The following is a 12140-nucleotide window of genomic DNA, read 5'->3' on the forward strand; positions in this document are numbered from 1 at the left end:
GCGAGGCGAGACGACGTGGTCGTTCGGGATCCGGATCGCCGGACGTTACGGAATGGAACCCCAGAGGACCATGGGCACTTGGGCACTTGAGTGCTCGAGCGCTTGGGTTCTCGGGGGCTCAGTGGCGGTATGCGGTCGTTGCGATTTCGACGAACGAGCGGATCAATGGGTTGTTGTCGCCGGCGTTCCACACCGAGACCACGCGGCTCGGTGCCATGTCGGCCAGCGGAACCACGGTCAGGTTCTCGGGCAGCAGGTTCTCCGGCAGGCCGTGTCCGAGCGGAGCCAGGCCGACCGTGCTGTTCCAGAGCACGGCCTGTAGGCATTCCTGGACGACCCGCACCACCGGGCCCTCGCGCGGCTCGCCACCGTTCCAGTACGACTGCCAGATCGGGTCGGTTCCCTGCGGGAACTGGAACCAGCGGCGGTCGGCCAGATCGGCCAGGTCCAGGTGGTCGCGGCGAGCCAGCGGATCGTCGGTGCGCAGTACCGCACCGACCGGATCGGCGCGCAGCTCGCGCACCGTCAGGGCGGTCTCGTCGAACGGTGCACGCGTCAGGGCGACGTCGACCAGCCCGGCGCGCAGCCCACAGGTCGGATCGGTCAGGTCCGTGTCGCGGATGCGGATGTCGACGCCGGGGTGGCCGCGGCGGAAGGCGGCGGCCAGCCTGGTGATGCCGGGATCGGTGCCGTTGCCCAGGATGCCCACGGTGATGCCGGCCAGGCCGGCCGCCGCGGCCACGCGCGCGCGGAGGAGGTCGGCCTGGTCGAGCAGCGCACGCGCCTCGTCGAGCAGTACCGCCCCCACCGGAGTGAGCGCGACGCCGCCGGACGAGCGGGCGAACAGCGCGGCACCGGCCTCTGCCTCCAACTGCTTGATCGCCCGGCTCAGCGGCGGCTGGCTCATGTGCAGCCGGGCGGCGGCCCGGCCGAAGTGGAGTTCCTCGGCGACCGCCACGAAGTAGCGCAGGGTACGTAGCTCCACGCCGCAACGATACCCGCGCGGTATCGACGTGCCGGAATGGGTCTTGGACAGCGGCCGAGCCCCGGCGGCGCACTTGGAGCATGTCCGACGAGAGCACATCCGAGAGCACACCCGATGAAGCGACACCCGATGAAGCGCCGGCCCCACCTCGGCGTTTCGGTCGTCGTCCCCGAGATCGGCACCGGTCCCGGCTGGACCGCCGCCCTCCTCGCCCGACACCTGGGCGACAAGAACGTCGTCTCGATCGAGATCGACCCCACCCTCACGGCCGACGCCCGCGCCGCCCACGCCCGACTGGGCCTCGCGCCCACGGTGATCACCGGCGACGGAACCCTCGGCGCCCCCGACCACGCACCCTTCGACCGAGTGCACGCCACCGCCGCCTTCACCCACCCGGTGCCGTACACGTGGATTGAACAGGCCCGCCCCGGCGCGGTGATCGTCGCGCCCTGGTCGCCCGGCTTCGGCGCCGGCGCCTCCTGCGCCTGGTCGCAGACAACGACGGCCGCACGGCGTCGGGGAAACTCGTGCGCAGCGTGGCGGTCATGGAGTTGCGCGGCCAACGCTGCGACGGCGGCGGGCTGGAGGCCGCGCGTGAGGCCGAGCCGGCCACGGGCGAGGCGGAGGTGGAGTGGGTCCTGGAGTCGCTGTACCGGGATGGGAACTTCCCCACGCCGTCGCGCTGAGACTGCCCGATGTGCAGCTTCGGACACTCGTCGGGGGAACCGTGTGGCAGTTGTGGGACACCGAGCGTTCCTGGGCGCTGGTCGACAACCGGCCCGGGATCGGCAAGGCCGTCCAGGGCGGGCCGCGCCGACTGTGGGACGGGGTCGACGCTGCCCTGCAATGGCAGGACGAACACCACATTCACGGCTACGACTTCGGCATCACCGTCGAACCCGACCGGCAATGGGCCTGGGCCGAACGACCCGAACGACGCTGGGAGATGTAGTCCACCCAGGCGGGTGAACCACAACAGTGACAGGGGGACCGCCGCTGCGCAGCGGCGGATGGACACTGTGTTCCCGTGGGCGCGGGTCCGTCGTGGAGTTCCCGTTCGCATGTGGTGATCCGCTGGTCGATCCCGCGGTCACCGGCGGCGATCCGCGCCGGCCGGTGGCGCAGCAGGAGTTCGTCGTGGTGTCGGTGCGGCCGGCGGCGGCCGCTGGGGTTCCGTGGGCCGAAATCGTTATTGCAGCTCCCCTCGAGCACGGATCGCACGGGTCCGAAGGCGGGCGCGGGTCAGTTCGTCGACGGTCGGCACACCGTGCCGCGCAAACACGTCGAGACCGTCGAGGCGGCGAGTGAGGCGCATGCGGTGAAGTTGGGTGTGGTGCTGGCCAACGCACCCCAACGACAGGCTTCTTGGGCGCAGGAGCCTGTCGAGGCCCCTTACCGCGATCGGGATACGGTGTGAGCGTAGGGCGAGGTTGTCTCGGCGGGGTTTGTGAGTTCTCGGGGTTGCCCGCGGCTGAGAGCCCTCGGCGACGACCTCGACTGAACCAGCCACACCGCCGCGCAGCCGCCGGTCGATCGATGTGACGTCGCGGCGAGAGCCTTCGTCCGACGACGGCGTTCGTCTCGTTCCGGTGAACCGCCCGCAACGGGGTCGGGTTGGTGTAAGGGTGGCCGGGTGCCCTTCGCGGGGTCCACACGTCTCGCCTCGTGGCGTGCTGTGGGGCTGTGCCTCGCGGAGGTCGACGGGGAAAGGCTCCGGCTGCGGCGACGCGCGGTCGGAGCCTTTCCCGTTCGTCGCGCGGACGACGCGGTGGAGCCGTTGGGCAACCTCGCGTTCCACCTCGCCGACCACACCGGAGCCCGGGCGCACCCGGCCGCGGCCGTGCTGCTGGGCGAACGTTGCGCGGCCGACGACCTGCGGGCGTGGAGGTTCGGCGCGGCGTCCATGGTCGCCCGCGCCGACCGGCGCCACGACGCCGCGCTCGTGTACGCCAAACGCGGCCTCGCCAAGGCCCGCTACGCGGCCCGCTGTCGAGGAATCCCGCTCGTCACGACCGCCTACCGCCTTCCGAATCGAATCTTCCTGGACCAACCCGGGACCCCCACGTCGCGGTCTTGGCGAACCCTCGGCACCTGATGTCGACCGATCCAGGAAGCCCGACAAGTCAAGCCGAGACGTGACCACTGACCCAGAGCATGTACGAGCGAGCCGAGACGCCGTCCCACGAGATGCTGCGTGCCCGGATGGCGTTGAGGCCGTCTCCGGCGCCCAGTAGGACCCGCGTCCCATCGACGGTGATCCCCGCTTCTCCGTCGACTACGTAAATGAAGACTTCCCGGTCCGTGACGGATACCGGCGCGGTTCCTGTTTCATGCGCCGTGGCGAGAATTCCTGCGATGCCGAGTTCCAGGTCCTCATGGCCCAGATCTGTAATGCCAGGGCGGTCCGGCGCATTACGCGTCAATCGGCAGGGCACGGGAGCGGACTCGGCGAGCAGATCGGCCGGCGGGACCTCAAGGGCTTCGGCGAGCCGCAACAGGATGGGCAAAGAGGGTGTGTTCTTTCCGGTCTCCACCGCGGACAGATAGGAAACGGAGACCGACGCCGCGAGAGCGGTGCTCTTCAGCGTACGGCCTCGCGAGATCCGGGCATCGCGAAGACGTGGACCGATGGATTCCAGGTCGATCAGGCCGGCTGCCGGCTCGTTCGCTTCGGACATTCAGATGATCGCAGGATAGGTCAGCCAGACCATGACGGCACCATCCTGATCATCTACGCTTCGTTGATGAGGAGTCGTGGCGCGGTAATGCAAAGCATCGCCGGCCTGGAGATGGCAGGTGCCACCACTCGCCGGCAATGTAATGGTGAGCGTCCCGTCCAGCATCAGCACAAAGCGCTCTCCCTGGAACTGGAAGGTCTCGCTCAACGCGGCTTGTGGGGCCTCTTCGATCATCGCACTGAACGTGGCACGCGTACCGCGAGCCGAGAAAAGACGAAAACGTGAACCCGACGCGGACCCCAACGTCAACACGGGTGCATCGGAGCTCCTCGTGAGCGTCAGGGCCGCGCCTGGTGTGATATCGAGCAGATCACGCACGTCGGTAGCCGTGATCGATGCAATGGCAGCGAGGGCGCTGAGAGAGGGAAGAGCCGCGCCGGTCTCGATCTGGGAGAGAAAGCCGACGCTGTAGCCGGTCGCTTCGGCAAAGGCAGCGAGGGACATTCGACGTTTTTTGCGAGCGCTGCGGATCCGCTGACCCAATTCAGATGCGATAACATCTGTTTGAGGTGTTCCAGTTCGGTTTTCGGTACCGGACTGATCTTTGTCGCTCACATTTCCGGACTCTACCGGTTGCCCGGCCCGGTTTCAACCGACTGTGATAGCTCCGCGAGTTCCGGTCCGGAGATGACACGACCGCTTTGGAACACCGAGCGCGGGATCATGTTATCCCAGAGGAGCGCCGGATTCTCGCAGGGGTCGCCGGGTAGGAACACCAGGTCGGCGACGCTGTCTCGCCGAAGTCGGCCCGTATCGGGTCGCTGGATGGCATCAGCGTTCACCGAGGTCAGCGAGCGCAGAGTGGCCAGTGCTCCGAGCGCCTGGACCTGCAACCGAATGCCGTGAGACTGCTCGTCCTCCAGTTCGCCCATCAGATCTGTGCCGAAGCCGATCGGGACGCCGGCGTCTGCGGCCAGTGCCAGGGATTCGAGGCCCTTCTCCGTCACGATGCGGTTCTTTTCGCACGTGGCGGCGTCCAGGCCGAGCCCGGCGCCGCGCCGGCTCATCGCGTCGTAGGTGATCAACGTCGGGATGAGATAGGCGCCGGCGGCGGCCATGTGATCGGCGGTCTCCCTGTCGATCAGATTCCCGTGCTCCACGGTGCGGACGCCGTTGTCGACCGCGTGGCGGACCGCGGCCGAGCTGTAGGCATGGCCCGCCACATAGCTTCCCCGTCGTTGCGCCTCCTCGACGACCGTACGCACCTCCTCGGGCGAGTACTGAACCGTGTCAAGCCGATCGTTCGGGGTGATGACGCCGCCGGACAGCAGCATCTTGATCGCATGCGCGCCGCGGTGAAAGCGTTCACGTACCGCGTGCCGGAGCGGATCGATGCCGTCGACGACTTCTCCCAGGCATCCCGCCGGATGGCCGCATTCCGCCTCGGGGGACCGCAGATCGCCGTGGCCGCCGGTCTGGCTGAGCGCTCGCCCGGTGTAGAGGTAGCGAGGCGCCTCGATCACGCCTTCTCTGATCGCCTTGCCGAGTCCGTGATCACCTCCCGCAACGTCGCGGACTGTGGTGAATCCTCGCGCGAGGACGGCCGAGAGCCTCTGGGCGGCGATGATGCCGGTGAAGGTCGCAGGAGTGGACTCCAGCGAGAAGATGTCGAGGTGGGAGGCGAAAGCGTGGAAGTGGGCGTCGATCATCCCCGGGATCACAGTGCCTCCGGCACCGTCGAGAAGCAGGTCCCCTTCCCGTGCCGGTTCCCCGACGGACAGAACCTTTTCGCGGGTGAACCTGACGGGGCCTTCGCGCAGTTGCTCGCCGTCGAAGACTCGGCAGTCGACGATCGCGGTCGGCCGAGTGGTCTCTTCGCTCACCGTGTGCCGCCCCTCAGGGAAGCGGTCGCCTGTTCGTCGACCGACGACGTGGCGGGGTCGATCACCACTCCGTACCGCTCCTTCGCGGCAGCCGGCGAGACGAATCCGTTGCGGACGTCGTCTGCGACTCGCTGCGGTGACCTCTCGAGTGGATCTCCGTATCCACCGCCACCGCCGGTGTTGTTCACGATGATGTCGCCGGCCGCGACGTCTCGGGTCGAGTTCGCGAATCGCATGTTCGCCGACCCGGGATTCAGGATGAGGTGGTTGTGCGTGCCCTCGTGACCGTCGCCGATCGCCCATGGGGCCGTGTCGGACTTGTACAGCAGGGAGATGGCCGTGCTCGGAGCGAGGAAGCGGTACCGCCGACTCACTCCGACTCCCCCGCGGTTCGTGCCGGGACCTCCGCTGTCCTCACGGTAGCCGTAGGCTTCGATGAACAACGGAGCCTTGCTCTCGATGACCTCGACGGGCGTGTTGCGACATCCGGGCTCGGACAGGTGCATGATCCCGTCCTCGCCGTCCGCGGCGGCGTTCCCTCCGAAACCGACCGCCTCGTTTCCTGCCTGAACCCAGGGCAGGCCGGTCTGGGAATGCGTTCCCAAGGTCATCAGCGAGGAGATGTCTCCGCCCGAGCAGGCAGGCACGTGATCCGGCATGCCCTGGGCCAGCGCTTTCAGAATGACCTCGCCGGCGAGCAGGCCCGGCCACATCGTGAAGGTGGGCTGCGGGGGCACGGCATGCATGACCGAGCCCGGGTCGGTGACGACCCGCAGCGGCCGGAAGTTGCCTGCGGTCACGGGCGAGTCGGGGGTGGTGAGCGACTTGAAGACGAGACAGCTGATCGACTCGGTCAGCCCTCGAGGGATGTTGATCGGGCCGCGGACGTCCCGCTCGCTCCCGGTCCAGTCCACGATCATCTCGTCGTCGGTGACGGTCACGGTGACCTGGAGGCGGATGGGGCGGTCACGGTCGACTCCGTCGTTGTCGACGAAGTCGTGGGCACTCCAGGATCCGTTGGGAAGAGCACGAAGGCCGGCCAGCGCGAGTTGGGCTCCGTGCTCGTGGATCTGCCCCATCGCCTCGAGAACGGTGTCGACGCCGTACCTGGCGGCAAGCTCCTGTGTACGGCGCACGCCTGTGATGCACGTGGCCACCTGTGCCTGCATGTCTCCGATCGTCGCTTCGGGCATGCGGCTGTTGAAGCGGACGATGTTCCAGATGTCCTCGTTCGGGACGCCCTCGGAGTACAGGCGTGAGACCGGGAAGAAGATTCCTTCCTGGGCCATGTCGGTGGAATCGAGGACGTAGCCCGGATCCTTCTGTTTGAGGTCGAGCAGGTGGACACGACAGGACGAGTAGCCGATCAGCCGGCCGCCGTGATGGATGGGGGCGAACATCAGGGCGTCCAGGGTGTGCGCCGAGGACCAGTACGGGTAGTTCAGCAGGAAGACGTCGCCCGGCCGCATCGCGTCCCGGCCCACGAAGTCGACGGCGTGCTTGATGCCGACGTCGTTGGCCCTGGTGAACGCGGCGATGCCCGGGACATCGGCAACGACATCGCCGGCGGCGTCGTGGACGCCGACGCCGTAGTCACGGATTTCGTACACGACGGTGTTGTAGGCAGTGCGGCACAGTGTGCGGGCCATTTCGTCGGCAACCGCGATGAGTCCGTGCCGGATCAGCTCGGTGACGATCGGGTCGGGGTCGGTCATCGCTCCTCCTTGTGGTCGGTAGTGGCGGCGATCGATACCGTCAGCTGGCCGTAGGCGCCGACGGACACCGTGTCGCCTTCGTGCACGACGGTGGTCGCGGTGTGTTCGTGGATGATCGCGGGCCCGGCCAACGCGTCGCCTGCTCGCAGGTCCTCCCTGGCATAACGGGAGTACTCGACGAATCGTCCGGCGCGGTACACCTTGCGGCGGCCCACGGGAGCGGGTCGCCGGCTCGCCGGCCGGGCCTCGGCGCGCGGGAGGTCCGGCTTCGGCACCAGACCCGTCGCCCGCACCCGAACCGTGGTGATCTCGATCGGGCCCGACTGCGTGTGACCGTACTTCTGCTGGTACTCCCGGGTGAACGCGCTCTCGAGCCATCCGCCGTCCGCTCCCTCGGTCGGAGACGCGACGGTCACGGTGTGCTCCTGGCCGACATAGCGCGCGTCCACCGAGCGTGCCAGCACCTGGCGGTCCGCTGCGAAGCCTTCGGCGACCAGGACTCGGCGGGCATCGTGCTCCATCTCGCCGAACCGGGCTTCGGACTCCGCGCCCCCCATGGCCGACGACGGGATCAGCAGAGTCCGCGCGAAGGAGTGCTGTACGTCGGAGAGAAGCATGCCGAGGGCGGAGAAGGCACCCTGGCCGGGAGGAACGAGTACCGTCCGCACGCCCAGTTCGCGTGCCACGTCGGCCGAGACAAGGCCGCCTCCCCCGCCGAAGCTCAGCAGCGCGAAGTCTTTCGGATCCCGGCCGGCCTCGACGGTGATCGTCCGGACGGCCCCGACGATCTTCGCCGTGGAGATCCTCAGGATTCCCGCCGCCAGATCCTCGACGGTCATGGCGAGGCTGGTCGCGATCGGGGTCAGGGCCTTTCGGGCGAGATCGTCGCGAAGGGCCAACGTCCCGCCCAGCGGAGCGTCGGTACCGAGGAAACCCACACACAGTGCCGCGTCGGTGAACGTGGGCTCTTCCCCGCCCCGGTTGTACGAGGCGGGCCCGGGAGCGGCGCCGGCGCTGCGTGGGCCGACCTGCAAAGCGCCGGCGGCATCCAGGTAGGCGACCGAACCGCCGCCTGCGCCGATCGTGTGAATGTCCAGCGACGGCATGTTGATGGGCATCTGCTCGAACTCGCCGCCGACGAGCACCACGGGTTCGTGTCCGACGATGAGCGAGGCATCCAGGCTCGTCCCGCCCATGTCGATGGTGATGAGGTTCGGCTCCTCGATGAGACGGGAAAACGCCGAGGCGCCGATCACCCCGCCTGCCGGGCCCGACAGGATGAGGTTCACCGGCTGTTCCTTCGCCGCGGCAGCGGTCATCGCGCCGCCGCCGGAGTGCGTCATGAGGAACTTGCCGGTAAAGCCCTGCCGGTCCAGCGCGCCGGACAACACGTCCAGGTAGCGGCCGACCAAGGGTTTCGTATACGCGTCCAGGACCGCTGTGCTGGTTCGCTCGTACTCCCGGTACTCCCTGGAGAGTTCGTGGGAAAGCGACACCATGATCCCGGGTGCCTCCTCCAGCAGCACCTCACGCATCCGCTGTTCGTGCCCGGGATTCGCGTACGCGTGGAGAAAACCGACGGCGACGGCATCGTAGCCGCGCTCGGCGATCACGCGGGCGACCTCTCGTGCGCTCTCGATCGAGAACTCGGTTTCGACCGAGCCGTCGAAGCGCAGTCGCTCCACGACCTCGAAGGTGTCCGCTCGCTCCAGCAACGCCGGCGGCTTTCTGTAGGCGATGGCGTAGTTCATCGGGCGGTCGGTTCGCCCGAGAAGGTAGACGTCGCGGAAGCCGTGGGTCGCGACAACCGCGACCCGTGCTCCCGTGCGTGTCAAGAGCGCGTTCAGCCCGAGCGTGGTCCCGTGGATGAAGGTGTCGACGTCGGAGACCGCAACGCCGGACGCTGCGAAAGCGTCGAGGACCCCGGCGCTCGGATCGCTCGGGACGGTGGACACCTTGGCGAACTCGAGCCGCCCGGTTGACTCGTCCAGGCTCACGACGTCGGTGAACGTGCCTCCGACGTCGACGGCGAGACGAACGGTCTCAGTCATGTGTTTCTCCACTCTGATCTGATGTGTACAGCCCAACCGGCGGTGCGGACGGCCGGAGCGGCCCGTCGCCCGCTACCTGGGACAAGCGGTAGAGGGACGAACTCGGCGCCGACAGCGGATCCTGTGCAGTGTGGACAGCCAGGTCGGGCGCGAGTTCGGCCCTGATCGGATCGTCCTGCCAGCGCCGGTGATCGTCCTCGCTCTTCCACCAGGCCACGACAAGAACGTCGCCGTTCTCGTTCTCCGGAGTCAACACCGCCACCCCGCCACAGTCGGCGCGGCGGACCGCGAGTCCTCCGACGTCCAGACGTTCGATGCAGGCGGCCAGGTCTTCGGCCGCCCCTGGTCGGGGGGTCATCCGCAGAACAGAGATGATCGGGCCCGACCGCACTGGTGATTCCTGCATGGCTAAAAATTGCCCTCCCGTACAGGAAATGTCAAGGTGTATCCAGGCGCTCCGAGACGATTTGCACCCCTTGGGCCCCGGGCTGGTGCCCCGGCGAGACATCTGGCGCCACGGCCCGCCCACCTCGGAACATCCGTCTTGGGCCCGGCACTTCCGGTTGGCAAAGCGGCCGCATCCCGGCCATCATCTGGACACGTCTCGGCTGCCGGTCGGCCTCCACGGCAAGCGCGATCCCGTTCCTGTCTCGCGCCCGGCCCCGCATCGGCGCCGCATGGCTCTCTCACTGCCACCCAGATGGTCGAGGTGACGTAATGACACGACGAACCCTGTGCATCAAGCCGTCGACAACCGGCCCGTTCGACGCGCCGAGGGCCACCGCGTGGCGGGCCGCGGCCGACCCCGCCACCCGCATCGGCCCGGTCCCCCCTCGCTTGCCGAACCCCGCGCATCCCAAGGTCACTGCCTACGAGTTGCTCACCGCCGCACCACCTTCCCGGGTGATGCCGGCCGGAGGATCCGACGGCGCCGCCGCCGCTGCCGTCGACTGCTTCGCCGGCCCGTTCGTCCGCGTGGTACGCAGGGTGACGCATCGGCCGCGGGTCGAAGGGTGGATGGACTCGATGAGGCTTGGATACGACAGACCTCCCGAAAGCAGGTCCTGCGACCTCTTCACGCCGACGACTCCCGACCTCGCGGCGGGTGCGCGATGAACACCCGTGACCACGCGGTGGTTTTCCACGAGCACGGCGGACCCGAAGTCCTGAAAATCGAGCCGGCCGTCGACCGCCCTCTGCGATCCGGCGAAGTACGCTTCGCCGTGTCGGCGTTCGCGTTGAACCGCGGCGACTTGATGTTTTTGCGCGGCGAATATTACACGATTCCCGAATTGCCGTCGCGATTGGGCTCGGAAGCCGCCGGCATCGTGACCGCCGTCGCTCCGGACGTCACTGATTTCCGTGTCGGAGATCGCGTCGGCAGCCTTCCGTTCTTCACTGTTCATCACGGGGTGCAGGGTACGACTGCGACCGTGCCGGCAGATTATCTGGCTCCGACTCCGGAGTTTCTCGACGACATCGAGGCGTGCTCGATCTGGATGCAATATCTCACCGCGTATTTTGCGTTCCAGGGCGCTTCTCGAGTCGAAGAGGGGGACACGGTGCTCGTGACGGCCGCCGCGAGCTCGGCCGGGCTGGGTGCGTTGCAGGTCGCCTCGTTGCTCGGCGCACGGACCGTCGCCACAACCCGGTCGACGGCGAAGGCCGAGCTGCTGCGAGCAGCCGGTGCCACTGCGGTGGTGCATCCCGGGAGCCGGAGCCTGGCTGCGACGATCCACGAAGTCTCCGGCGGGCGCGGCGTGGCCGTCGCGTTCGACTCGCTGGGCGGGGACTCGTTGAACGACTATGCCGAACACCTTGCCCCCGGGGCGACAGTCCTCGGCCTCGGCATGCTGAGCGGTCGGTTGCCGACGATCCCGATGGCGGAGATGTGTCGAGCCGAGGCCGTCTTTCGCCCGTTCTCCTTGTTCAACCACATGGCGCGGGCAGACGAGCGCCGCACTGGGGTCGAATTCGTGCAGAAGGCGGTCCACGCCGGGCTGCGACCTCGAATCGGCGCCACCTTTGCTTTCCCGGATCTGGTCGCGGCCTACTACGCCATGGAATCAAATCGCCACGTCGGCAAAATCGTCGTGCGATGCCCGGCGGGCGAGTGTTGAAAATTCTGGCCAGTTTGGTGTGGGCCGATGTGAATTCGACCGGGCAGGACACCACTGAGCATGCCGCCGGGGGTCGGGAGATGGTGCGCGGTGCCGTCGGCGCGCTGTGCTCGCGCACATCTTCGACCGCTTCCACAAATCCGACCGTGGGCGGGACGGCGGAACGGAGCAAGGCATCACCGAGCGCGGGTCCGCTCGTGTCCCCGACGTGGGGGTCGGTTCCACCCGTCGCCGGCCCCGCCCGCACCCGGCGGCCCCTTTACCGGGGCCGCCGTACCCGCGCCGCCACGGCCCGCACAACGGGGGCGGGCCGCGGCCGGGCACCCTCACCCGGCCGCGACCCGGGCCGTACCCTCGAGCCGGGCAGCGAGGTCCCCCGAACGGTCGGCGGCGGGAAGGCGCCCGCACGCGATCGGGTACCGGGTCCGGGCCGCGGCGGAACGTTCCGCGCGCTCGCCCCCACTACGAGCACGCGACGCCGTGAACCCACCCGGCCCGGACAACCCCACGGCTCCCACGCCGCCGACACCGAGGCAATCGGGAGGGGCGGGGACGGCGAGGGGCGGGTGACGTATGCCGATCTGTGGCCCGCGCGCGGTACCGCGGGCTCGGGCATCCCCGGTGCGGCGGTCAACCTGTAATACGAACGGTCGATCGGCCTGGCCGCGATCGCGATCGACGCCCGACGGGGCCCACAAGTGGCCCTCG

12 protein-coding genes and 1 pseudogene are annotated in these 12140 nt (G+C 68.2%); 6 read left to right on the top strand and 7 right to left on the bottom strand.

Translation table 11 applies throughout. From position 1 onward, the window contains the following. Positions 1 to 118: 118 nt before the first annotated feature. On the bottom strand, positions 119 to 985 hold the full coding sequence (locus OG948_RS02285; protein WP_406293370.1) for a LysR family transcriptional regulator: 867 nt from the start codon (positions 983 to 985) through the stop codon (positions 119 to 121). A gap of 129 nt (positions 986 to 1114) precedes the next feature. On the opposite strand from OG948_RS02285, the pseudogene OG948_RS02290 reads away from it, so the two are divergent. The 4 genes and pseudogenes from OG948_RS02290 to OG948_RS02305 form a co-directional block, all read left to right on the top strand. Then, positions 1115 to 1426: pseudogene (locus OG948_RS02290) on the top strand (protein-L-isoaspartate O-methyltransferase family protein); the annotation flags it as partial. Between the two features lie 86 nt (positions 1427 to 1512). Next, positions 1513 to 1671, top strand: a complete 159-nt coding sequence (locus OG948_RS02295) for a hypothetical protein (protein WP_406300399.1) — start codon at positions 1513 to 1515, stop codon at positions 1669 to 1671. Positions 1672 to 1682: 11 nt separating this feature from the next. Beyond that, positions 1683 to 1937, top strand: coding sequence for a hypothetical protein (locus OG948_RS02300; protein ID WP_406300400.1), 255 nt, complete (start codon positions 1683 to 1685; stop codon positions 1935 to 1937). 681 nt (positions 1938 to 2618) lie between these two features. Beyond that, entirely contained in the window at positions 2619 to 3080 is a 462-nt protein-coding gene (locus OG948_RS02305; RefSeq protein ID WP_406293372.1) for a hypothetical protein, read from the top strand. 28 nt (positions 3081 to 3108) lie between these two features. Here OG948_RS02305 and OG948_RS02310 read toward each other — a convergent pair whose 3' ends face one another. Genes OG948_RS02310 through OG948_RS02335 form a run of 6 tightly spaced genes read right to left on the bottom strand, consistent with a single transcriptional unit; the run spans position 3109 to position 9718 of the window. Beyond that, the gene (locus OG948_RS02310; RefSeq protein WP_406293373.1) at positions 3109 to 3663 is read right to left on the bottom strand and encodes a helix-turn-helix domain-containing protein; all 555 of its coding nucleotides are present in this window, start codon (positions 3661 to 3663) and stop codon (positions 3109 to 3111) included. Beyond that, positions 3664 to 4278, bottom strand: a complete 615-nt coding sequence (locus OG948_RS02315) for a helix-turn-helix domain-containing protein (protein ID WP_406293374.1) — start codon at positions 4276 to 4278, stop codon at positions 3664 to 3666. Between the two features lie 11 nt (positions 4279 to 4289). Then, a complete protein-coding gene (locus OG948_RS02320) occupies positions 4290 to 5546 on the bottom strand; it encodes an amidohydrolase family protein (protein WP_406293376.1) in 1257 nt (418 codons plus the stop codon). Continuing rightward, positions 5543 to 7261, bottom strand: a complete 1719-nt coding sequence (locus tag OG948_RS02325; RefSeq protein WP_406293378.1) for a hydantoinase B/oxoprolinase family protein — start codon at positions 7259 to 7261, stop codon at positions 5543 to 5545. Before OG948_RS02325 ends, OG948_RS02320 begins: the two co-directional genes overlap by 4 nt. After that, positions 7258 to 9312, bottom strand: coding sequence for a hydantoinase/oxoprolinase family protein (locus OG948_RS02330; RefSeq protein ID WP_406293379.1), 2055 nt, complete (start codon positions 9310 to 9312; stop codon positions 7258 to 7260). Before OG948_RS02330 ends, OG948_RS02325 begins: the two co-directional genes overlap by 4 nt. Then, positions 9305 to 9718 (bottom strand): antibiotic biosynthesis monooxygenase family protein, encoded by a 414-nt coding sequence (locus OG948_RS02335; protein ID WP_406293381.1) that lies wholly within the window; start codon positions 9716 to 9718, stop codon positions 9305 to 9307. The genes OG948_RS02330 and OG948_RS02335 overlap by 8 nt, the downstream gene beginning before the upstream one ends. Before the next feature lie 311 nt (positions 9719 to 10029). Between OG948_RS02335 and OG948_RS02340 the strand changes: the two genes are divergently transcribed. Continuing rightward, complete coding sequence (locus OG948_RS02340) at positions 10030 to 10428, top strand: hypothetical protein (RefSeq protein ID WP_406293383.1); 399 nt, start codon at positions 10030 to 10032, stop codon at positions 10426 to 10428. Beyond that, the gene (locus OG948_RS02345; RefSeq protein WP_406293384.1) at positions 10425 to 11432 is read left to right on the top strand and encodes a zinc-binding dehydrogenase; all 1008 of its coding nucleotides are present in this window, start codon (positions 10425 to 10427) and stop codon (positions 11430 to 11432) included. Before OG948_RS02340 ends, OG948_RS02345 begins: the two co-directional genes overlap by 4 nt. The last annotated feature ends 708 nt before the right edge of the window (positions 11433 to 12140 follow it).

It is taken from the genome of Embleya sp. NBC_00888, assembly GCF_045207655.1.
In the GTDB taxonomy this organism is placed as follows: domain Bacteria; phylum Actinomycetota; class Actinomycetes; order Streptomycetales; family Streptomycetaceae; genus Embleya.